Consider the following 22,940-nt stretch of genomic DNA (forward strand, 5'->3'; position numbering starts at 1 on the left):
ACGCACTCTACACATAAATGCTTCTAAGGCAAAATCACTTTGATTTCACTCCCATGGGAAGTTTTCAAGAGATCAATTCGGGTATTTATCTGCTCTTTCATCTCAGAAACATGAGATATCACGCCGATCATCCTTCCTGCGGATTGCAAATCCATTAAGGTGCGAATTGCCAGCTCGAGGGAGTCCTGATCTAGGCTGCCAAAACCTTCGTCGATAAATAACGTATCGAGTTTTATGCCCCCCGCGTAAGCTTGCACCACGTCTGATAAACCCAGTGCCATGGATAAGGCTGCCATAAAACTCTCCCCTCCACTTAAGGTCGCCACAGGGCGCACTTTTGCGGTGTAAGCGTCTTCGACTTCAAGTTCAAGCCCTGATGCCTTATTTCCCTTTGCTCTGTCTTCTTTGCGTAGTAATCGATATCGACCTTTACTCATCAGGTGTAATCTCTGCGTCGCGGCGAGTAATACATCATCGAGTAAGACACTTAATACAAAACGTTGCAGGGAAATCTTGTTGCCGGTATTCCCATTGGCCACATCGGCCAAGGTGCCAATAATGGCGTATTCATCCTCAAGGGCTTTCGCTTTTTGATCGACGATACTGAGCTGTGTTTGAGTTTGTTTAAGCAAAGAGAACCGAGTATTGAGTTGGCTCCATGCCACTTCCGCGATGTTAAGTTGTTGACGCTTTTCTGCGAGCATAGCTTCTAGGGCATCGAGATCGGGCACGCTGACATCACTAAGCTGAGTTTTTAGCTGAGCAAGCTGTGACTGATTTAGGGCGCACTGACGCTGATAGGTTTCAATACGCTCGCCCAGCGCTTGCATTTGCTCATCGGCTAACAATGCAGCCCCTAATGCGTCCCTATCAGTAAAACCCGCTAAATGCAGTTGTGAGTTAAGGTCGCCCAAAGCCAGAGCCTGCAGCTCATCTGCGCTATGACAGCGTTGTATCGCAGCCTCTAGCGCCGTTTGCGCTGCCACACAATGCTCGGATGCCTGCTGCTGTGCGGTTCTAAGGGCATGAATTAGCCCACGAGTCTTCTCAAGCTGCTGCTGATTATCATTAATCGCTTGATTTAACGCAGTAAGCGAGCGGTATTCGTCAGGGATCCGAAGCGCCTTTTCCGCTAATTGGCCAGATAAACGCGCCACTTCGCCTTCTTGTTGATGATACCGCTCACGCTCAAGCTCTAATTGTTGCGTCAATCCTAACTCTTGCTGCTGCAACGCTTTGATTTGCTGCTGTAACTGCTGCAATGCTTGGGTGGCCACTTCCGCTTGTTTTGCGTGGCGTGTTAATTCCTCGAGCTGTTGGATATGCGATTCGAGTGGTAGCTCAACCGCATCTCCCAGCGAGGAGGCCAGTTCATTTGCCTGCAATTGCTGTGCTTCTAACTGTTTTTGTAACCCCCGATACTCCGCCCTCGCTTTGCTGAGTTGTTCGAGTGCATTGACCTCGGCATTCTGCGCAGCTTGTAGCTGTGCGTCCGTTGGTAAATTATCATGACTGGTTGCAGGATGAGGATGCTCGATACTGCCGCAAACTGGGCAGGGTTCTTCGAGTTTGAGCTCCCTCGCTAAAATGGCCGCTTGGCCTTGAAACCAACTGAGCTGTAAAGACTTATAGTCACTTAGCGCTGCCTGATGCTGCGCGTTCAGCGTCTTTCCTTGTAATCCTGCCAGTACAAGCGCCTCTTCAGTTTGGGCGACTTTGACGCAGATTTGTTGCCATTGTTTGAACAACTCAAGTAAGTGGCGCTGTTGCTGCAAGGCTTGTGCAGTCGCGAGTTGACGCTCACTTTGCTGTTGTAATGCTGGCAATTGATTTTCATAGGTGCTGCGCTGCTCAACTAAGCTTGCAAGCGCCGTCTTAGTCTCTTGCCCCTGCACTTTGGTTTGTTGCAATAAGATGTTTGCCTTAGCCAATGCTTGCTCTACATCGGCAAACTCAGCCAATTGCGGTGCTAGTGACGTTAAGCTGTTAGCCAGTTGCTCCTGAGTTCGTAAGCGCGGTTCTAGGCCGTTAAGCTCTTGCGCTTCGGTTTCAGCTTTGGCAAGCGCAAGCTTTGCCGCATCGAGTACCATTTGGGCGCGGCTGCGCTGATCATTAGCAATCGTCGCTTCCTGCTCCCTCGATAACGCATTATCCAATAAGGGCTTTAGACGCTGCGCTTGCTTTGCCACATTCAGGCGAGCCGTTTGCGCTGCAATATCAGCTTGCTGTTCATGAAGCAAAGTGGCTTGGGATTCCAATTCACTTAAACGGGTAAATTCAGCAAAACGTTGCTGCGCACTGTCATGCTGTTTTAACGCCTGTAGATGCGCCGCCGTGCTACGTTCTTTCGCGACTATAGCAGCCGCCAATTCGGGTTCTATTCGACTAAACTCGGCGGCAAGTTCGTCGTCACTCGCTAGCTCAGCGGTTTGTAAAATGCCATCGCGACGCGCACGCTGCTCTTTTACCAAGGCGCGGATGTCGGCCGCCTTCGCCTTTAAGATATCTTCAATACGTTTATAGATATGGGTTTGAAATAATTGACTAAAAATTTGCTCACGCGCCTTGGAGTCAGCCATGAGTAATTCACGAAACTTCCCCTGCGGCAGCACCATAACCTGACGAAATTGTTCTACGTCTAAGCCCGTTAACGCTTCAATTTCAGCCGTTGCCTCTGATACTTTACTAGCGACTAATAGGGTTTCAGTACCATCGGGAGCGATCTTAAACAGCTGCGCCTCGCTCTTTTGGACTGTCGAACCCTCGCCATTCTTTTTGAGTCTGTCCTGCTCGGGCACTCGGCGAATACGATACGCGGTGTTACCCAATTTAAAACTAAAGGTCACCTCAGTAAGCAGATTGTCATCGGCCATATCGCAACGCATTTGGCTGCCTTCACGTTCATTGCCGGTGGTTTTTCCATACAACGCAAAGCTGATACCATCGAGCAGAGTCGTTTTACCCGCGCCAGTTGGCCCGTTGATCAAAAATAACGGATTATCACCAAGTTCAGTAAAATCAATTGTCTGAGTCGAAGCAAACGGGCCAAAAGCCGACATGGAAAGTTGTAGTGGCTTCATTCTGCCTGCTCCTCTTTTACGTCACGATGTGTTTCGCTGCGTTCGAGCCCGTCTCGATGAAGTTGGGTTAGGATATCCTCCATCACCGCCTGCTGCGCCGGCGTTAATTCATCCCCCGAGACTTGGGCAAAAAAGTCACGGAACATGGCCATTTCACCTTTTTTAATATGATCTCGATTGAGCACAACCGCTTGATCGCCCGCCATCAATCCGGTGCGTTCTAAATGCAGTACATTGGGATAAACACTGCGCAGTTTGCCCATGGCATCTAAAATGGCGTGTTTATCGAGGAGTCTCACCATCAGATAATCCTCACGCTTGGCATCGGTTCTCCCTTCTTCTAGCAAGTTTGCCAATTCCCCTTCAATCATCCGCAGATCGCGCAGTGCGGTTAAGGGTAAGAGTTGGATTTGAGCGGGAAATTGCGCAGCGATATCGACTAAGGTGACAGACTTATGCTGATGTTGCTCACTAAAGGAATATTTTAGGATTGAGCCTGAGTACCGCACCTGTTCGCAGCCTTTATATTGCGGACCATGCAAATGCCCAAGAGCGACATAGTCAAACTCACTAAACAGCCGTGGGGTAATTTTATCCGCACCGCCGATACTTAATGGCCGTTCGGATTCAGACTCGCTGCCACCATCCAAAAAGCAATGACTCACCACTACTTTAGGTAAACCTTGGCTATCATGGGAGCGGACCTGTTCTAGTAATAACGCCATCGCCTCTTCATGACTCGATACGCTAAGGCCCTTGGCATCGGTTTCAAACACTTGACGCACGGTGGTAGGTTCGGCATAAGGAAGCGGATAAAAGTAAGCATCGCCACTGGGACTGGTTAAACGAATAGGCACTAATTCGGCTTGTAGCGGCCCAATAATATGTAAACCGCTAGCAGCCATTTGTTTCGCGGCAAATCCCAAACGCTCATGGCCATCGTGATTACCAGCAATCATCAGCACTTGTATACCCAATTGGTTAACAAGGCGATTAAGCACATCATTAAGCAAAGCGACGGCACTGCCGGGTGGAATCGATCTATCGTAAATGTCCCCCGCAATAATCACCGCATCAACACTGTGCTGCTGCGCCAATGCAACAATTTGATCAAGTACATAGGCCTGATCATCCAGTAATGATTGATTATGTAACTGACGGCCAATATGCCAGTCTGAGGTGTGAATAAATCGCATTATTGCTAAACCTTAATGGATGCTAAGCCAACTCTATGGCACGAGATGCTTATCGTTAAGTTGTTTGTCGAAGCTGCTTGTCGGATAACGTCGCCCAATGGCTCGCCAATAAACCCTAAAAACACTTTAAAAAATGCTAGGTTATCCTAAAAAATGCCGCTGAGTATAGTCAATACGATGGGAGTGAAGAGATTTACAGCAAAGAGGTCGAAGACTGCGCTAACAGCTCACCATTAGCGCAAATTAGGTCAGTGCTCAGCTTGAAGAAAGTTGATCCGTACCAAAAATCATCATCAAAACAGTTGATATTGGCTGGCGAGCAATTTCAAACTCATGGCCAGCGACATCGTCACCACTAGAGGTTTAATGATCTTTGTGCCCTTAGTGACCACTAAACGTGATCCCAAGGTTGCCCCAATGGCTTGGCCCGCTAACATCACTAAGCCGAGTAACCAAATGACTTTTCCGCCAAGGGCGAAAAAAATCAGCGAGGCAATATTGGTTGAAAAATTCAATACCTTTGCGTGAGCCGTTGCCTTGGCGAGGCCAAAGCCCGCAAGGGTAACAAACGCCAGCGCAAAAAAGCTGCCTGTCCCCGGACCAAAAAAGCCATCATACAAGCCCACTCCTAAAGCGGCAGTAAAAGCAAAGACGGTAGGGGTTAAGACTTGATGTCTATCCTCCTCAGAAACTTTTTTCGAAAACAAAAAGTAACAACCAATGGCAAGGATTAAAAACGGCAATACTAATTCGAGGATTTTGGTATCCACTAACTGCACCAACACCGTACCTAATGCCGCGCCGATAAAGGCACAAAACAGCGCAAGTTTGACAGTTTTAAGATCAACCAATCCCTTACGCACAAAGTACAAACTGGCAAAAAAGCTGCCGCCACAGGCCTGTAACTTATTGGTACCAAGGGCGACCGCTGGCGGCAGCCCTGCCCACATTAATGCAGGAATGGTCAGCAATCCCCCGCCACCGGCAATGGAGTCAATAAAGCCCGCCACCATCGCCACGCCAAACAGTAATGCTGCCACTTGTAGAGTTAATTCAAATTCCATGATTTTTATAATTGAGTTATAGGAGCTAAGGCTTCGCATTAGACTGCGTTTGCCTTTTAAATGCAAAGGAGTTATTGTCGCGCTAGCGTGAGCAAAGCTCACACTAAACCGTTTATTAAACACCTTGATTTGGATATGAATAAAACACCTTGATTTGGATATGAATATGTTTACTAGCTTGCCACCGCTCAATGCATTACGGGCATTCGAGTCAGCCGCCCGCTTACAGAGTATAACGCTGGCGAGTAAAGAACTGCACGTCACCCATGGCGCCATCAGTAAACAAATCAGGGTATTAGAAGATTTTTTAGGTTTCGCCCTCTTTGTTAGGCTCCATAAAAAAGTCGAACTCACTGACGAAGCCAAGCGTTACTTTCCCCATGTACAAGCGGCTCTGCAAACCCTGTCGAGCGCAACCGCCGATTTGCGTAGCCAAGGTTCCCGGCCACAAACCTTAGCCATCAATGTATTACCAAGTTTAACCATTAACTGGTTAATCCCTCGTATGGAGCAATTTAAGTCGCGTTATCCACATCTATATGTGGATCTCTCGATAGGTGACTTTGCCGTTGACTTCAGCCAAGGGCGCTACGACATCGCGATCCGCAGTAGTACCAAGCTTCCTAAGGGAGTCAATTACATCAAACTCATGGATGAAGATCTGTGCTTAGTTTGCGCGCCGTCATTAGCCCCAAAACTGCAATGTATTGAGGATATTAATCATGTCACCTTACTCAAACACACCACTCGACCAGAACTTTGGGATTATTGGGCTGAAAAGGTAGGGTTAGTGCTCACACAAGAGCAAACATTCGGCGTTGAGCATTTTTATATGTTAAGTCAGGCGGCTGCAAGTGGCATGGGCGCGGCGCTGATCCCACGCTTTTTTATTGAAGAACAATTAGCTAACGGCAGTTTAGTCATCCCCTTTCATTCAACGTTTACCAGCCCATATGTTTATTACCTACTCACGCCTAAATCCCCAAGCTTGCCGTTAAAAGTGCAAGCATTTATCGAGTGGATGCTCGACCTCTTCGCTCCTTATCGCAATGCATGCTAAAAACTAAAAACCACCCGAAGGTGGTTTTTAGGTCAGTCATAGTAACCACGTTACATGGTTGCCATTGTCCAATAATCGAGTCGCTTTTGTGGATCAGCCAGTAAGTTTTTACACTCCTCTTTATATTTCCCCATCAATACCCCGAGATTACTAGAGCCACCCAGGCTTTGTATTTGGCGAGCTTTTGCATCGGCAACGGCTTGGGTAACTTCAGCTTCTGACTGGTATTTTTTCGCCAGAGTTTCGGCTTCAACTTTAGACGCTTTTAAGCGTTCACCTACCGCTTGCATTTGCGGTGCATTCAAGGCGCCAATCGCTTCAGAGCTAATTTGATAATAGGCTGCACATTCAATGGCTTCTTTAGCCAAAGCTTTTTGGGCTTCATCCGCAAACACACTGTGGCTCACAGTCAACATAAGACCTGCAATAGCAAAACCTTTTAACATTGATATTGTCCTTTTTATTGGTAATTAAGAGTAAGCGACTTAAGCCTGAGGAGTTAGCTCGAGCTCGTAGGTTAAAAATTGTTGTTCACGCATAAACCCTAACGCTTCATAAAAGCCCTGAGCTCGTAAATTTTCTTTTTGGGTTTCAAGCACTAAATAACTCGCTTCTTGGCTGCGCGCATAATCTGCAGCCCGTTGTACCAGTGCCCTACCAAGCCCGACACATCGCGCATGCTGCGTGACAAATACATCATTAAGAATCAAAATCGGCGCTAAACGAAGTGATGAAAAACTGGGATATAACTGCACAAAACCCAATCCTAACCCTTGGGGTGAGCGCGCAAAAAAAATCACCGATGAGCCATCATGCATACGAGCTCTAATGAATTGCTCGCCCGCCTCTAAATCATCCTTACAACCGTAAAACTGCCGATACTCATTAAACAGAGGGGCAATATCATGACAGTGGGATTCATTTGCTTGGAGAATTAAATTTGCCATCACCTAATCAACCTTCAGTCCATATCCGTATTGACGTTTTATCAAGCCACATTTGCTCATATTGCACATATGCTTTACACATCTATGACCTCATATACTCACGGGTACTGTTGCAAGCGAAATAGCAAATGCTGTTTCACGGTCACCCACTCAGAATCAATAATGGAATAGACTACTGTGTCCCGAATGGTGCCATCCTTAAGAATTTTATTATTCCGTAAAACCCTATCTTGCTTCGCCCCTAAACGAGCAATAGCTTGACGCGAAGCTTGATTGTGCCAATGAGTTCTAAACTCCACCGCGATCGCCTCAAGGGTTTCGAAGGCAAAGGTGAGCAGTAACAGTTTTGCGTCGGTATTAATACCTGTGCGCTGGGCGCGCTTAGCATACCAAGTGTAACCAATCTCTAAATGGCGATGTTCACTCTCCCAATGGCAAATCCGCGTACAACCTACAATCTCACCAGAAACTTTGTCCCGCACCGCAAAGGGAAAACATTCACCACGGGATTTGCCCGCTAAGGCTTTCATTACATAAGCTTTCATCTCACTCGGCTCAGGCACACTGGTAAACCACAAACGCCACAATTCACCATCGGTAAGCGCCGCGACATGGGATAACGACAAAGGCTCTAGAACGATATATTCACCATTTAAACACGCTGAAAGATCATCATTGCCCATTATCTCATCTCCATTAACTCTCTAAAAAGTGTGTCCTTGCGCACATTTTTTACTAGCCTAACATTTATAGAAAATAAAAAAACCCATATTTTCAATGTGATTATATAAATTGATGTTCAGGATAAAGCTAAGCTTATCTTAAGCTTCACCGATGAAAATGACTGGCTCATGAATGAGTTAACGACTCGTGACTAAATAATGACTGTGCCTCAAGTACATTGCTATACGATTAAAATCTGCCGTTGAGTTATTCTCATCAGTTGTTTGATATGAAGCCTCTGTACATCCGTGTTTGGACAGGCCTTATGACTATTATTCAGATCGTTTGAGCAAATGATTTGGCATTACTGACACAGGGCTAGAATACCCCACAACATCTTGGCGTTAGGGCGATTGGAAAGGTGTTGTTGAAGAGTCTTAAATGTAAAAATTGAAATAACAAAAGCAAAAAAGCCAGCTTATTCAGCTGGCTTTATGCTCTCTTACGAGACTGTTTGTCTTCACGTTTAAAAGTGAAATCAAATTAGGCGCTTGGCGATGACCTACTCTCACATGGGGAGACCCCACACTACCATCGGCGCGATTGCGTTTCACTTCTGAGTTCGGGATGGGATCAGGTGGGACCACAATGCTATTGTCACCAAGCAAATTCGGTTTAAACAAGACTCGAGAGCGCACTGTGTGCTGCTAGGTCCTAGAACCTACTCTTGTCTTATTTAATAATTTAGAAAGCTGTATTGAGTATCACTTCTTAAGTGTTTGTATTCGTCTAAGTACTGTACGACCTCCAGGGAAGGAGGAAGTACTGGAAAATGTCTGGAACATTTTCAGTAAAACCCATCTGGGTTGTATGGTTAAGCCTCTCGAGTCATTAGTATCAGTTAGCTCAACGCCTCACAACGCTTACACACCTGACCTATCAACGTCCTAGTCTCGAACGGCTCTTTAGTGGACTTAAAGTCCAAGGGATGACTCATCTTGGGGCTCGCTTCCCGCTTAGATGCTTTCAGCGGTTATCGATTCCGAACATAGCTACCGGGCAATGCCATTGGCATGACAACCCGAACACCAGCGGTTCGTTCACTCCGGTCCTCTCGTACTAGGAGCAACTCCCCTCAATCATCCAACGCCCACGGCAGATAGGGACCGAACTGTCTCACGACGTTCTGAACCCAGCTCGCGTACCACTTTAAATGGCGAACAGCCATACCCTTGGGACCGACTTCAGCCCCAGGATGTGATGAGCCGACATCGAGGTGCCAAACACCGCCGTCGATATGAACTCTTGGGCGGTATCAGCCTGTTATCCCCGGAGTACCTTTTATCCGTTGAGCGATGGCCCTTCCATTCAGAACCACCGGATCACTATGACCTACTTTCGTACCTGCTCGACGTGTCTGTCTCGCAGTTAAGCTGGCTTATGCCATTGCACTAACCGTACGATGTCCGACCGTACTTAGCCAACCTTCGTGCTCCTCCGTTACTCTTTGGGAGGAGACCGCCCCAGTCAAACTACCCACCAGGCACTGTCCTTACCCCAGATAATGGGGCCAAGTTAGAACATCAACACTACAAGGGTGGTATTTCAAGGACGACTCCATCAGAACTAGCGTTCCAACTTCAAAGTCTCCCACCTATCCTACACATGTAGGGTCAATGTTCAGTGCCAAGCTATAGTAAAGGTTCACGGGGTCTTTCCGTCTAGCCGCGGGTATACGGCATCTTCACCGCAATTTCAACTTCACTGAGTCTCGGCTGGAGACAGCGTGGCCATCATTACGCCATTCGTGCAGGTCGGAACTTACCCGACAAGGAATTTCGCTACCTTAGGACCGTTATAGTTACGGCCGCCGTTTACCGGGGCTTCGATCATGAGCTTCTCTTGCGATAACCCAATCAATTAACCTTCCGGCACCGGGCAGGCGTCACACCGTATACTTCCTCTTGCGAGTTTGCACAGTGCTGTGTTTTTGATAAACAGTTGCAGCCACCTGGTATCTGCGACTCCCGTCAGCTTAGAGAGCAAGTCTCATCACCAACAGGAGCGTACCTTCTCCCGAAGTTACGGTACCATTTTGCCTAGTTCCTTCAGCCGAGTTCTCTCAAGCGCCTTGGTATTCTCTACCCGACCACCTGTGTCGGTTTGGGGTACGATTCCTACTAACCTGAAGCTTAGAAGATTTTCCTGGAAGCATGGCATCAACTACTTCATCCCCTTGGGGACTCGTCATCAGCTCTCAGTGTATAGTGACCCGGATTTGCCTAAGTCACCCACCTACCACCTTAAACGCGGACTACCAACGCCGCGCTAGCCTAGCCTTCTCCGTCTCTCCATCGCAGTTAGCAAAAGTACAGAAATATTAATCTGTTTCCCATCGATTACGCCTTTCGGCCTCACCTTAGGGGTCGACTCACCCTGCCCCGATTAACGTTGGACAGGAACCCTTGGTCTTTCGGCGAGGGGGTTTTTCACCCCCTTTATCGTTACTCATGTCAGCATTCGCACTTCTGATACCTCCAGTGTGGGTTACCCCTTCACCTTCTACGGCTTACAGAACGCTCCTCTACCGCGCAACCCTAATGGATTGCACCCGTAGCTTCGGTGGTATGTTTAGCCCCGTTACATCTTCCGCGCAGGCCGACTCGACTAGTGAGCTATTACGCTTTCTTTAAATGATGGCTGCTTCTAAGCCAACATCCTAGCTGTCTAAGCCTTCCCACATCGTTTCCCACTTAACATACACTTTGGGACCTTAGCTGACGGTCTGGGTTGTTTCCCTTTTGACGACGGACGTTAGCACCCGCCGTCTGTCTCCCGAGTAGTACTCATTGGTATTCGGAGTTTGCAAAGGGTTGGTAAGTCGGGATGACCCCCTAGCCTTAACAGTGCTCTACCCCCAATGGTATTCGCTCGAGGCGCTACCTAAATAGCTTTCGAGGAGAACCAGATATCTCCCGGTTTGATTGGCCTTTCACCCCCAGCCACAAGTCATCCGCTAATTTTTCAACATTAGTCGGTTCGGTCCTCCAGTTGATGTTACTCAACCTTCAACCTGCCCATGGCTAGATCACCGGGTTTCGGGTCTACGCCTTGCAACTAAACGCGCAGTTAACACTCGGTTTCCCTACGGCTCCGCTATTCGCTTAACCTCGCTACAAAACGTAAGTCGCTGACCCATTATACAAAAGGTACGCAGTCACGGTCTCAAGTACCGCTCCCACTGCTTGTACGTATACGGTTTCAGGTTCTATTTCACTCCCCTCACAGGGGTTCTTTTCGCCTTTCCCTCACGGTACTGGTTCACTATCGGTCAGTCAGGAGTATTTAGCCTTGGAGGATGGTCCCCCCATATTCAAACAGGATATCACGTGTCCCGCCTTACTCGTTTTCATCAAAGGTTAGTTTTCGTGTACGGGGCTATCACCCTGTGCCGCTGGACTTTCCAGACCATTCCACTAACACCCCTCTGACTTAAGGGCTAATCCCCGTTCGCTCGCCGCTACTAGGGGAATCTCGGTTGATTTCTTTTCCTAAGGGTACTTAGATGTTTCAGTTCCCCTCGTTTGCCTCATGTCGCTATGTATTCACCACATGATGACCGCTTATGCGGCCGGGTTCCCCCATTCGGACATCGTTAGCTCAAATGCTTGTTACTAGCTCGCCAACGCTTTTCGCAAGTTACTACGTCCTTCATCGCCTCTGACTGCCAAGGCATCCACCGTATACGCTTAGTCGCTTAACCATACAACCCAAATGAGTTTCACATCACTTGCGCTGTTGCGACCAGCTGGTTTTACTTGTCTCATCTTCGACCAAGAAGATGGACTCGCCTTAGACTTGAATATTCAAGACACTTAAAAAGTGTGTTAAGAACTCAATTTTTTTCGTATTAACACAACGACAGACATCATTGTGTTAATTACTATCAGCTTTCCAAATTGTTAAAGAACGGGCTTAAAAAAGCCAAAGATAATGTTTAAGTTTATCTTTGGCATCTCTAACCATAATGCAGTAAATGGTGGAGCTATGCGGGATCGAACCGCAGACCTCCTGCGTGCAAGGCAGGCGCTCTCCCAGCTGAGCTATAGCCCCATTTACATGCAGTGCGAGTAAATAAGATGTTCCAAACCTCTTAAAGGATTGGTTTGCCAAATCGAGTTATCCGCGGCAAATTAACGCGACGTTTAGTTCACTAAACGAGTGTTAATTTAACAAAGGAGAACGAAGATTTGGTGGGTCAGAGTGGACTTGAACCACCGACCTCACCCTTATCAGGGGTGCGCTCTAACCAGCTGAGCTACAGACCCATCTTTTACTCTATCTTCTATCAAGCAAATCTGTGTGAACACTCAACAAACATCAAGTTAGTCGTATAGGTAAGGAGGTGATCCAGCCCCAGGTTCCCCTAGGGCTACCTTGTTACGACTTCACCCCAGTCATGAACCACAAAGTGGTGAGCGCCCCCCCGAAGGTTAAGCTACCCACTTCTTTTGCAGCCCACTCCCATGGTGTGACGGGCGGTGTGTACAAGGCCCGGGAACGTATTCACCGTGGCATTCTGATCCACGATTACTAGCGATTCCGACTTCATGGAGTCGAGTTGCAGACTCCAATCCGGACTACGACGAGCTTTGTGAGATTAGCTCCACCTCGCGGCTTTGCAACCCTCTGTACTCGCCATTGTAGCACGTGTGTAGCCCTACTCGTAAGGGCCATGATGACTTGACGTCGTCCCCACCTTCCTCCGGTTTATCACCGGCAGTCTCCCTAGAGTTCCCACCATTACGTGCTGGCAAATAAGGATAGGGGTTGCGCTCGTTGCGGGACTTAACCCAACATTTCACAACACGAGCTGACGACAGCCATGCAGCACCTGTCTCACGGTTCCCGAAGGCACAACCGCATCTCTGCAGTCTTCCGTGGATGTCAAGAGTAGGTAAGGTTCTTCGCGTTGCATCGAATTAAACCACATGCTCCACCGCTTGTGCGGGCCCCCGTCAATTCATTTGAGTTTTAACCTTGCGGCCGTACTCCCCAGGCGGTCTACTTAATGCGTTAGCTTGAGAGCCCAGTGTTCAAGACACCAAACTCCGAGTAGACATCGTTTACGGCGTGGACTACCAGGGTATCTAATCCTGTTTGCTCCCCACGCTTTCGTGCATGAGCGTCAGTCTTTGTCCAGGGGGCCGCCTTCGCCACCGGTATTCCTCCAGATCTCTACGCATTTCACCGCTACACCTGGAATTCTACCCCCCTCTACAAGACTCTAGTTGGTCAGTTCGAAATGCGATTCCTAGGTTGAGCCCAGGGCTTTCACATCTCGCTTAACAAACCGCCTGCGCACGCTTTACGCCCAGTAATTCCGATTAACGCTCGGACCCTCCGTATTACCGCGGCTGCTGGCACGGAGTTAGCCGGTCCTTCTTCTGTAGGTAACGTCACAGATAAGCCGTATTAGGACTTACCCTTTCCTCCCTACTGAAAGTGCTTTACAACCCGAAGGCCTTCTTCACACACGCGGCATGGCTGCATCAGGGTTTCCCCCATTGTGCAATATTCCCCACTGCTGCCTCCCGTAGGAGTCTGGGCCGTGTCTCAGTCCCAGTGTGGCTGATCATCCTCTCAGAACAGCTAGGGATCGTCGCCTTGGTGAGCCATTACCTCACCAACTAGCTAATCCCACCTAGGTTCATCCAATCGCGAGAGGCCCGAAAGTCCCCCTCTTTCCCCCGTAGGGCGTATGCGGTATTAGCAGTCGTTTCCAACTGTTATCCCCCTCGACTGGGCAGATCCCTAGGCATTACTCACCCGTCCGCCGCTCGCCACCTCATGAGTAAACTCACTTGTGCTGCCGCTCGACTTGCATGTGTTAGGCCTGCCGCCAGCGTTCAATCTGAGCCATGATCAAACTCTTCAATTAAAGTTTTGGTGTTTCCGAAGAAACGGTTCAATGAATTCTGATTTTTTTGTTTCAACTTAAAAGTCAAAACAAACTGTACATATTGCTATGAACACTCATCTGCTTAGCAGATTGAAAACATTGATTTAATTCTTTGATTACTCGCCAAACGGCAGAGTAATTTCGATTAACTCAACACCTGTGAGTGTCCACACAGATTTGCTTGATAAATTGTTAAAGAGCGTGGTTATCAGCTATTTAGCTTTACCCGTTGACCCCGCTGGGTCAGTGGATGCGCATTATAGGGATGTCAGATTTTACTGCAAGCCCTTTTCGTAAAATAATGCCCCAAAGTGGATCGGATGCGCATTTTTTAAACCAAACCCACCTTTTTAGTGTTGTTTCGCTGTATTTTTCACCTGTTTGACTATATCAAGAGCCAGAGGCTGGTACAAAGGTATTAATCAGGATTAAGTTCGCGCACACAACCTTTGGCAATTCTTCATCCAATTAGACGAATTAACTGGCCTTATGGTTCTTTAAAAACGCAGGCACGTCGGCGATGCTGTCTAAAACAACGGATGCGTCGCTTTCATCCGCGATAGCTTTGCCCGTGCGGACCAGAATTCGCGTTGGCACACCTGCCGCTTTTGCCGCGAGCATATCATCAGTCTTATCTCCTACCATTACTGATTGGGATAAATCAATTTTCAAGAATTTTGCCGCATCGATTAGCATGCCAGGTTTTGGCTTGCGGCAGTCGCAATCAACTTTATATTCACCAATTCCTTTTTCATTATGGTGTGGACAATAATAGATGCCATCGAGGTCGACACCTTTATCGGCAAAGTTCCAATCCATCCATTCGGTAAGGCTGTGGAATTGATCTTCAGTATACATACCGCGGGCAATACCCGATTGATTGGTAACCACCACCAACTTATATCCCTGTTGCTTCAATGCAAGGCATGCCTCAAATACACCTTCGATATATTCAAAGTCATCCACTTGATGTACATAACCATGATCTTTGTTGATCACACCATCACGGTCTAAAAAAACGGCTCGATTGACTGTACCCACAGTACTACTCCACTCACGAAAAACAGCGCTTAATGCGTAATTTCACTATTATTCCATCCATTACGAGAAATTGCACCGCGAAGTTGGCGATACCACTTAGCAATTTGAGCTGAATTCATATTCTAGGGCGTGTTGACGTTTCGAGATTAAATGATGTTCACACTGGCAAGCTCGTGCTCGCGACACAAGGAATGACGTATGGTTATTGGCTCAAATGACGAGCGGCTCTTATGAGTAGACGTTATCGTCCTTTTATGTAGAATCACTACACCGCACTAACTTTAGCCTTGTATCAACACCAGCCAAATTGCTGCAATAATCCTCTGAAACGTAAACAGCCCTCGTTATTCATTGGATGTAATGGTTCGAATAAACAACCTATTAACGCGTACTTTAAGATGAATGAATCTACCGATAACGGTTTTTCCAACCTAATCGATGCGCTGTTCAATCGAGCTTTCCCTTTATTTGTGCAGTTTTTAACGGTAATCTTGCACGGATAACAATAATACACCTATAAACAGACGGTCATAATGAGTCGAACTACGCCTATAGTCCATAAAACCCGCACCCAATTAGTTGTAGAAGTGCTCAGAGAGAAAATTCTTTCGGGTGAGATAGCCGCAGGAGAACCACTCAGACAAACTGCTTTAGCCGAAGCCTTGCATGTTAGCCGTATTCCAGTAAGGGAGGCCTTGCTGCAACTTGAAGCTGAAGGGCTGGTAAAATTCGAACCTCACAAAGGGGCTACGGCAACTGAATTATCCGTTGCACAAGTCACCGAGCTGTTTGAATTACGTGCAATGATCGAAACCGATCTGCTCGCTAAAGCCATACCACAACTTCAAGCAGAAGATTTAATAAAAGCTGAACGCGTATTGGAACAATTGGAATCAGCCTTTAAACACGAAGATGCCGTTGCCAGTTGGAGCGAGCTAAATACACAGTTTCATACCTGTTTGTACCAAGCAGCTAATCGCCCACATACGCTCGAGGTTGTTCATGGCCTCAATACCAACTGCGATAGATATATTCGTTTGCAATTGCTGCTCGCAGGAGGGATACCCGCAGCAGAACACGAGCACCGTGAGCTGCTCAACTATTGTAAGCAAAGAGAAACTGAGAAAGCCACGGCGTTGCTGCGACATCATATTTTGCATGCCGCAACGACAATTCGGGATCTTGTCGCCAAACAGGTGGTATAGATCACGGACTGTCATTCGTTATACCGATAAGCTTTGTTGTCGATTTGAGGCAGCACTTAAGGTTCTGCCTTTTTTATTTGAGAGAAAACACCATGCAGTACGCCACAATCACTGGCTGGGGAAAATGTGTTCCACCCGCCACTTTGACTAACGATGACCTTGCTACTTTTATTGAAACATCCGATGAATGGATTAAATCACGCACAGGGATCAGTCAACGTCATATCAGCCATGTGAACACCTCGGAATTAGCCTCAGTTGCCGCCAAACGAGCTCTAGCAGCAGCAGGGATTGAAGGTAGCGAAATTGATATGATCATTTTAGCAAGTGCCAGCCCTGACACCTTAATTCCCAATATCGCCTCGACCGTTCAAGCCAATATTGGCGCAAACTGCGCAGCCTTTGATATCAACGCCGCATGTAGTGGCTTTCTCTATGGTTTAGGGCTGGCCAGCTCACAGATCAAAAGTGGTCAATGCAAGAAAGTATTAGTGGTGGGTGCCGAACGCTTATCATTTTATCTAGATTGGTCACGCCGTGAAACTGCCGTGTTGTTTGGTGACGGTGCTGGTGCAGTTGTGGTTGAAGCCACCGATATCCCAGGTGGCGTATTAGGCTATGAACTGAATAACGATCCCGATGGCCGCGATATCCTAAAAGCGGGGTTTGGCACCGCAATGGATCGATTCTCCGCCGACTCATTAGACTTTTATATTCAATTTGATGGCCAAGAAATCTTTAAACGTGCCATTAATGGTATGAATAAATTAAGCACGCAAGTGCTCGAAAAATGTGGTGTGGACAAAGATGAAGTCGATTTAGTGATCCCACACCAAGCGAATGAACGCATCATTGATACCCTCGTCAGCCGCATGAAGATCCCTAAAGAAAAAGCCTTTGTGAATATTGCTAACTATGGCAATACATCGGCGGCAACTATTCCAATCGCGATTTGTGATGCACTCGAAAAAGGGTTAATTAAACCTAACCAAACCATTCTTTCTTGCGCCTTTGGTGCGGGATTAACCTCTGCTGCATTGCTATTGCAATGGGGTGAGCGTGTCACGCCAGTGCAAATCAGTGACGCCCAATTACCGCCTTGCGATCAATCCGGCATTGAGTTAGTCAAACGCGCCGTGGATTATTTCTGTAAGTAACTTTATGCATATGAAGGCCATCCTCGGATGGCCTTTTATTTATCTGTAAGCTCTGGCGCGAGACACATTTCATCCCAGTAAATCCCCTGCTTAAAATAAGCTGCGAGTTTTTGATTTAACTCATTAAAGCTTTTAATCGCTCGCTCTTCACCGCAAAGACATGACCACACAAACCGGTGGCAATTATTATCAAACAGGTCATATTCACGGTACTGATAAATCGCCCGCTCTGCCCGATTAACAATCGTATTTGCGATAAGGGGTTGATGTAGATGATTACAGGCAATAAAAATTTGGCTGCCTGTACGGCCCGCTAAGAATCGCTTTACCGATACTGCTCGAACAAGCCCAGAGCCATGCAACTCAACTAAGCAATCATCGGCTAACCAAATTCCTGTATGCTCAATCACCCCAAACACATAGCAACAGACTATGCTCCCTGGTTGTGGCGTGACTTGCTTAAAGCCCTTTTGCCATTGACTCGGCGCGGCAACCATAGCTTGATTTGCGTTTACTTGGCGAGGAACTCTGCCTAATAGTCGGTTGCGTTCAAGCTGTTGCCGCTTTTCACGCTCGTCGGCCAACATCAATGCGCCCATCGCTGCGCCGCCAATCCACAGTAACGGTAATGGCATGATCTTCTCCTATTTACTTAACGCTCAAAACTACGCTGGTAACACACTCTGGCAAAAATTAGCTAATCAAATGCGAAGCTACGGTAAACCGTTAAGGTTATGCAACCGCAAATGCCTCGCTAGCAGTGAGTGTAGTCAATGGGTCATTAATCAAATATGAAAAGCACCCTCTTCGATAAAATACTTGTTGTGAAGTAACTCAATGTGCTTAGGTAAGTAAATCCCCGACGGAAATATCTGCGCCACCGCCCATGGCAGCAACTTGCGCTAATAATAGCTCAGCGCAGGCTAATGCATCGGTTAATGCACTATGGGCACCGTAAATCGGTAAGCCATAACGCTCACGACAAGCCCCAAGCCGTAAACTCCCTTCTTTAAGAACTGAATGCTCGCGTAATAACCGCTGTTTCTCAAGCACTAAGGTATCTATGGCGGGGAGCAAAACCGCTTGATGGTAAATAGTCAATATATCTTGTTGTAAAAAACGACAATCGAGTGGGGAGTGATGTGCCACCAACACACGGCCACGGGTTTGCTCCATAAACCATGCCATAGCCTCCTCAATACTGACAGCCTGAGTTAAATGGTTGTCGAGGATCCCATGAATGATGGCACTTTGACCAACACTGCCCCGAATTTGCACTAACTTTTGCTGAGCATGACTTAATGGAATAGCGCCATTTTCAATAGGGACTAAGCCAATGCTTAAGATTTGATCCTTAAAAGGATCTAACCCAGTCATCTCCAAATCCATCGCTATCAAAGGTGCCTGATTGATAGGCAGCTCAATGAGCGGAATTAAAGACTGGTAGTAATCTTTAAATAATTGATGCTGACAACGCAGCGTTCGCCATTGCAGCTTGGCGTGAATCAACCAAGCTCCCATTAAAAGCTCCGCATAAATTTCATTTTCATGCCCGATTGGGCATCATGGACAACCTTAAAGGCATCCCTAAGTTGATGACGCACTAAAGAGGATAAATGGCCTGGCAATAAATAGTTACTGATCTTCAGTCCCTGTGTATGCTGATAACCTTGGTTCGATAACCGCATATGGGCAATAAATTCATGGGCATCGGCTAAATTAAGTGCATCCTTACGATTGAGAATATTGGCGTCCATTAGCGCGCGAATGCGTTTGGCCGTATTCACTTCCCTAATGCCTGCCGACAAGGCGTACACTCGGGCGATATCATTGATCAAAGCATTACCTTTATGTTTTAAATCAATGCCTTTAACCTCGCTACCATCGCGTTCTAATACAAATTTTCTAAAAAAACCCAGTGGAGGTGATTCTATCAGTGAGTTACCCGCCATTCCCGCTAGGAAAATATCATTGTCTTTGGTTTGTGCTAGCACTTTATCCTGCAATGCATCAAACAACGATTGCGGACCATAAACCGAGCGCATATCGAAGAAAATACTGGCGTGCATCAATGCTTTAGGCTCAGGAGTGATGACCCATTTTTCAAATACTTTTTGCCATTGGTTGAGTGACATTCGCCACTTAGGATTCTGCGCCATGATATTGCCGGGACAAAACATATAGCCACATTGGTCAAGGCCAGCACAAACCGCATGGGTTAACGCATCAAAGTAGCCCTTTGCAAAATCATCCATTTCTTCTGCCACCAGCAAACCATTATCTTGATCTGAACACGCGGCCTGATCTTGGCGTCCTTGCGAGCCAAAAGTTAACCAACAAAAGGCCATCGGTGCCTCACCTAGGATCTGTTGATTAAGTACGATTAATCGGCGGGTTAATGCATCGGTCACCGAGGTCAACACTCGGCCAATTTCCTCCGCCCTCGCATCGGCACTGATTAAATTTTGTAGTAGCACTGGAATTTGTTTACTGACACTAATCAAGCTGGCGAGATCACGTTGGCGCTCGATTTCACCAATAAGCAGTAATGGCTGTGAACCTTGACCACGCAGAATATCGGTACTGGTCACCATACCAATGGCTTTCACTTCATCGGTATTTTGCTCATCAATAATCGGCAGGTGATGAATATTGTGCTCACTCATCAATAGCATGGCTTCAAAGATCAGTGCATTAGAAGAGATTGAAATCGGCGATGTGGTCATCGCTTGATGCACAGCGATTTGGCCATCTAGTCCGGAGGCAAGCACTCGATTGCGTAAATCCTTGTCGGTTAATATGCCAACAAGTTTATGATTATCAGTCACTAATAAAGAAGATACCCGCGAATTGCGCATCAAGAGTGCGGCTTGCGTGACAGTGGCATGGGCATCGATCGTAATCGGCGAAGATGACATCAAGGTGCTGATGCGGCTCGTTGTAGCTAGATCTTTAGCCTTAAAACGTGCTTCATGACGTAAACGCTTAGCAAAAGCTCGGGTAAAAAATTTATCGAAATGCCGGCTTTCACTTCGCAGTTGGTCAAATAGCGCCTGCGGAAAGTGATACACCAAACTATCTTCAAGAATAGCGACTCGGTTAACGACTTTTTCCCCTGACAGTAAAGTCGAAAAACCAAAAAACTCCCCCTCTGCGACCCTATCGAGTAACACACCCTCTGGATCCCGCACTTCAAAGGCACCGCTACGCACCAAATACAATTTGGGAGCCTCGGCATCAAATTGCACAAAACCTGAGGCTTTACTGTAGTAACCGATAATAACGGCCTTTGCACAACGTCGAATAAACTCTTCAGAAAAAGTATCGAAGGGGGCTGTGGATGTTAAAAACTGCACAACAGGCTGTAATTCACTGGCATTCATAACAACACCTTATTTTTAGGTGAATTTTTAACTCACTATAACGTGAGCGATTTATTGGCAATATTCGACTAAAGTCAGCCATAAAAAGTAAAAAGGACGCTCGCGCGTCCTTTTATCTCAATCGCATGTCTTTGTTAGTGGTCGCTGGCCTCACCAGCACCTTTCGGGAAACGGATGGACTCAACCATTTCTTGAACGTGTACAGGTGTTGCAGCAGTCACTTTACTCACAATTGCAGCAACCACAAAGTTAATGACCATCCCCACCATACCAATGCCTTCAGGCGAAATACCGAGGAACCAGTTTGCAGGCACGTTTGCCGTTGGATCGATAAACTTGAAGTAAACGATATAACCTGAGGTGAAGAATAATCCAAGGATCATACCGGCAATAGCCCCTTCTTTATTCATGGTCTTAGAGAAGATACCCATGATGATCGCAGGGAACAGAGATGATGCCGCCAGACCGAAAGCGAATGCCACTACCGCCGCGACGAATCCTGGAGGGTTAACGCCAAAATAACCCGCAATCACGATACCAATACCCGCTGCAAGTCTGGCATACATCAGCTCTTTCTTGTCAGAAATATTCGGCATCAAGTTCTTTTTCAGTAAGTCATGGGAGACAGATGTTGAGATAACCAACAACAGACCCGCAGAAGTCGATAATGCCGCCGCAAGGCCACCTGCAGCCACTAAAGCGATAACCCAAGCTGGCAGATTTGCGATTTCTGGCGTAGCTAACACGATAATATCGTTGTCAATCTTCATTTCGTTTGTGCTAGCAGCATCTTCTATTTTGCCTGTGGCATAGTAGATTTTGCCGTCACCATTTTTATCATCCCATTTGATCAGACCGGTTTTTTCCCAGTTTTTGATCCAATTAGGTGCCGTTTCATAGGCAACCCCTTTTTGATCTGGACCGTTAATGGTTTCAATCATATTCACACGGGAGAATGCCGCCAATGCAGGTACAGTTGTATACATGATGGCGATAAATACCAGTGCCCAACCTGCTGATACACGAGCATCTTTCACTTTAGGTACAGTGAAGAAACGCACGATAACGTGAGGTAAACCCGCAGTACCAACCATTAAAGCGCCGGTAATACAAAGCACGTCAATCATGCTCTTAGAGCCATCGGTATAAGGTGCAAAGCCTAAATCAACAGACAGGTTATTCAGTTTATCTAACAGATAAACGCCAGAGTTATTCCCCGCAGCATCGAGTAATTGAGCCCCGAAACCGATTTGAGGAATGATATGGCCAGTCATCATCACAGAGAGGAAAATTGCAGGCACCATAAAGGCGAAGATCAGCACGCAGTATTGGGCAACCTGAGTATAGGTAATGCCCTTCATACCACCGAGTACCGAGTAAAAGAACACCACGGCCATACCGATGTACACGCCAGTATCAACCTCAACTTCGAGGAAGCGTGAAAACACCACGCCCACGCCACGCATTTGCCCCGCGATATAGGTAAAGCAGATGAAGATCGCACAGATAACAGCTACCGTTCGCGCCGCTTGAGAGTAATAACGCTCACCCAAGAAGTCTGGCACGGTAAACTTACCAAATTTACGTAAATATGGCGCCATACACAGGGCCAACAAAACATAGCCACCTGTCCAGCCCATCAGGTAAACACTGCCGTCATACCCCACGAAGGAGACAATGCCCGCCAACGAAATAAAAGATGCCGCTGACATCCAGTCTGCCGCAGTCGCCATACCGTTAACGACTGGGTGAACACCACCACCAGCCACATAAAACTCTTTAGTTGAACCTGCGCGAGTCCAGAGCGCAATCCCAATGTAGAGGGCAAACGACAGCCCCACAATCAGATAAGTTAATCCTTGTACACCCATTTCTGTGCTCCTTAGTCTTCTTGTACGTTATATTTTTTATCTAAGGCGTTGGCTTTTGCCGCATAGACAAAAATAAGCGCAACAAAGACATACATCGATCCCTGTTGAGCAAACCAGAAACCTAATTTAAATCCCATAAAATGGATTTCATTAAGTACATCAACCAATAGAATGCCGCATCCAAACGAAACTGCGGCCCAAATAGCTAATAGGCTTAAAACAAGACGTAAATTCTCATTCCAGTAACCTTTTGCTTTATCATTATTTTCAAACGCCATAGCGACTCCCCTGTGCTGTTTTATTATTAAGTC

Annotated in this window: 15 protein-coding genes, 2 tRNA genes and 3 rRNA genes; 3 read left to right on the forward strand and 17 right to left on the reverse strand. The window is 46.9% G+C overall.

Annotated features, from left to right (window positions below; all coding sequences use genetic code 11):
- Positions 1–23: 23 nt before the first annotated feature.
- From SO_RS13165 to SO_RS13175, 3 genes are all read right to left on the reverse strand, one after another.
- Positions 24–3,080: an SbcC/MukB-like Walker B domain-containing protein gene (locus SO_RS13165; protein ID WP_011072762.1), complete on the reverse strand. Its 3,057-nt coding sequence runs from the start codon at positions 3,078–3,080 to the stop codon at positions 24–26.
- On the reverse strand, positions 3,077–4,276 hold the full coding sequence (locus SO_RS13170; protein ID WP_011072763.1) for an exonuclease SbcCD subunit D: 1,200 nt from the start codon (positions 4,274–4,276) through the stop codon (positions 3,077–3,079). The genes SO_RS13165 and SO_RS13170 overlap by 4 nt, the downstream gene beginning before the upstream one ends.
- Positions 4,277–4,569: 293 nt before the next feature.
- Positions 4,570–5,340 (reverse strand): TSUP family transporter, encoded by a 771-nt coding sequence (locus SO_RS13175; RefSeq protein ID WP_164925727.1) that lies wholly within the window; start codon positions 5,338–5,340, stop codon positions 4,570–4,572.
- Positions 5,341–5,506: 166 nt separating this feature from the next.
- Between SO_RS13175 and SO_RS13180 the strand changes: the two genes are divergently transcribed.
- The gene (locus SO_RS13180) at positions 5,507–6,400 is read left to right on the forward strand and encodes a LysR family transcriptional regulator (RefSeq protein ID WP_011072765.1); all 894 of its coding nucleotides are present in this window, start codon (positions 5,507–5,509) and stop codon (positions 6,398–6,400) included.
- A gap of 50 nt (positions 6,401–6,450) precedes the next feature.
- Here SO_RS13180 and SO_RS13185 read toward each other — a convergent pair whose 3' ends face one another.
- The 9 genes from SO_RS13185 to gmhB form a co-directional block, all read right to left on the reverse strand.
- Positions 6,451–6,846, reverse strand: a complete 396-nt coding sequence (locus tag SO_RS13185; protein ID WP_011072766.1) for a hypothetical protein — start codon at positions 6,844–6,846, stop codon at positions 6,451–6,453.
- 39 nt (positions 6,847–6,885) lie between these two features.
- The gene (locus SO_RS13190) at positions 6,886–7,347 is read right to left on the reverse strand and encodes a GNAT family N-acetyltransferase (protein WP_011072767.1); all 462 of its coding nucleotides are present in this window, start codon (positions 7,345–7,347) and stop codon (positions 6,886–6,888) included.
- A 98-nt stretch (positions 7,348–7,445) separates the two neighbouring features.
- A complete protein-coding gene (locus SO_RS13195) occupies positions 7,446–8,030 on the reverse strand; it encodes a GNAT family N-acetyltransferase (protein WP_011072768.1) in 585 nt (194 codons plus the stop codon).
- A 529-nt stretch (positions 8,031–8,559) separates the two neighbouring features.
- A 5S ribosomal RNA gene (gene rrf / locus SO_RS13200) occupies positions 8,560–8,675 on the reverse strand.
- Between the two features lie 205 nt (positions 8,676–8,880).
- Positions 8,881–11,773 (reverse strand): 23S ribosomal RNA (locus tag SO_RS13205).
- A 274-nt stretch (positions 11,774–12,047) separates the two neighbouring features.
- Positions 12,048–12,123: transfer RNA gene (locus tag SO_RS13210), tRNA-Ala, on the reverse strand.
- A gap of 138 nt (positions 12,124–12,261) precedes the next feature.
- A tRNA-Ile gene (locus tag SO_RS13215) sits at positions 12,262–12,338 on the reverse strand.
- A gap of 70 nt (positions 12,339–12,408) precedes the next feature.
- Positions 12,409–13,951 (reverse strand): 16S ribosomal RNA (locus tag SO_RS13220).
- Together the 16S, 23S and 5S rRNA genes with 2 tRNA genes alongside form the textbook arrangement of a ribosomal RNA operon.
- 498 nt (positions 13,952–14,449) lie before the next feature.
- Complete coding sequence (gene gmhB / locus SO_RS13225) at positions 14,450–15,013, reverse strand: D-glycero-beta-D-manno-heptose 1,7-bisphosphate 7-phosphatase (RefSeq protein WP_011072769.1); 564 nt, start codon at positions 15,011–15,013, stop codon at positions 14,450–14,452.
- A 533-nt stretch (positions 15,014–15,546) separates the two neighbouring features.
- Here gmhB and SO_RS13230 point away from each other — a divergent pair.
- Both SO_RS13230 and SO_RS13235 read left to right on the forward strand, forming a co-directional pair.
- Positions 15,547–16,218 carry a GntR family transcriptional regulator gene (locus SO_RS13230; protein WP_011072770.1) on the forward strand — a complete coding sequence of 224 codons (672 nt, stop codon included), beginning with the start codon at positions 15,547–15,549 and terminating at the stop codon, positions 16,216–16,218.
- A 92-nt stretch (positions 16,219–16,310) separates the two neighbouring features.
- A complete protein-coding gene (locus SO_RS13235; protein ID WP_011072771.1) occupies positions 16,311–17,375 on the forward strand; it encodes a ketoacyl-ACP synthase III in 1,065 nt (354 codons plus the stop codon).
- Positions 17,376–17,410: 35 nt separating this feature from the next.
- Here the strand turns inward: SO_RS13235 and SO_RS13240 are convergent, their stop codons facing one another.
- From SO_RS13240 to SO_RS13260, 5 genes are all read right to left on the reverse strand, one after another.
- On the reverse strand, positions 17,411–18,010 hold the full coding sequence (locus tag SO_RS13240; RefSeq protein ID WP_011072772.1) for a lecithin retinol acyltransferase family protein: 600 nt from the start codon (positions 18,008–18,010) through the stop codon (positions 17,411–17,413).
- Between the two features lie 208 nt (positions 18,011–18,218).
- A complete protein-coding gene (locus SO_RS13245; protein ID WP_011072773.1) occupies positions 18,219–18,896 on the reverse strand; it encodes an exonuclease domain-containing protein in 678 nt (225 codons plus the stop codon).
- Positions 18,896–20,758, reverse strand: coding sequence for a DUF294 nucleotidyltransferase-like domain-containing protein (locus tag SO_RS13250; RefSeq protein WP_011072774.1), 1,863 nt, complete (start codon positions 20,756–20,758; stop codon positions 18,896–18,898). The genes SO_RS13245 and SO_RS13250 overlap by 1 nt, the downstream gene beginning before the upstream one ends.
- 134 nt (positions 20,759–20,892) lie before the next feature.
- Entirely contained in the window at positions 20,893–22,629 is a 1,737-nt protein-coding gene (locus tag SO_RS13255) for a sodium:solute symporter family protein (protein WP_011072775.1), read from the reverse strand.
- A gap of 11 nt (positions 22,630–22,640) precedes the next feature.
- Entirely contained in the window at positions 22,641–22,907 is a 267-nt protein-coding gene (locus SO_RS13260) for a DUF4212 domain-containing protein (protein ID WP_011072776.1), read from the reverse strand.
- Between the last annotated feature and the right edge of the window lie 33 nt (positions 22,908–22,940).

This window comes from Shewanella oneidensis MR-1 (assembly GCF_000146165.2).
GTDB classification, from domain to species: Bacteria; Pseudomonadota; Gammaproteobacteria; order Enterobacterales; family Shewanellaceae; genus Shewanella; species Shewanella oneidensis.

Coding starts and splice junctions, on each gene's coding strand:
- SO_RS13165 (WP_011072762.1), bottom strand. CDS start 3,080: ATGAAGCCACTACAACTTTCCATGTCGGCTTTTGGCCCGTTTGCTTCG.
- SO_RS13170 (WP_011072763.1), bottom strand. CDS start 4,276: ATGCGATTTATTCACACCTCAGACTGGCATATTGGCCGTCAGTTACAT.
- SO_RS13175 (WP_164925727.1), bottom strand. CDS start 5,340: ATGGAATTTGAATTAACTCTACAAGTGGCAGCATTACTGTTTGGCGTG.
- SO_RS13180 (WP_011072765.1), top strand. CDS start 5,507: ATGTTTACTAGCTTGCCACCGCTCAATGCATTACGGGCATTCGAGTCA.
- SO_RS13185 (WP_011072766.1), bottom strand. CDS start 6,846: ATGTTAAAAGGTTTTGCTATTGCAGGTCTTATGTTGACTGTGAGCCAC.
- SO_RS13190 (WP_011072767.1), bottom strand. CDS start 7,347: ATGGCAAATTTAATTCTCCAAGCAAATGAATCCCACTGTCATGATATT.
- SO_RS13195 (WP_011072768.1), bottom strand. CDS start 8,030: ATGGGCAATGATGATCTTTCAGCGTGTTTAAATGGTGAATATATCGTT.
- SO_RS13230 (WP_011072770.1), top strand. CDS start 15,547: ATGAGTCGAACTACGCCTATAGTCCATAAAACCCGCACCCAATTAGTT.
- SO_RS13235 (WP_011072771.1), top strand. CDS start 16,311: ATGCAGTACGCCACAATCACTGGCTGGGGAAAATGTGTTCCACCCGCC.
- SO_RS13240 (WP_011072772.1), bottom strand. CDS start 18,010: ATGCCATTACCGTTACTGTGGATTGGCGGCGCAGCGATGGGCGCATTG.
- SO_RS13245 (WP_011072773.1), bottom strand. CDS start 18,896: ATGGGAGCTTGGTTGATTCACGCCAAGCTGCAATGGCGAACGCTGCGT.
- SO_RS13250 (WP_011072774.1), bottom strand. CDS start 20,758: ATGAATGCCAGTGAATTACAGCCTGTTGTGCAGTTTTTAACATCCACA.
- SO_RS13255 (WP_011072775.1), bottom strand. CDS start 22,629: ATGGGTGTACAAGGATTAACTTATCTGATTGTGGGGCTGTCGTTTGCC.
- SO_RS13260 (WP_011072776.1), bottom strand. CDS start 22,907: ATGGCGTTTGAAAATAATGATAAAGCAAAAGGTTACTGGAATGAGAAT.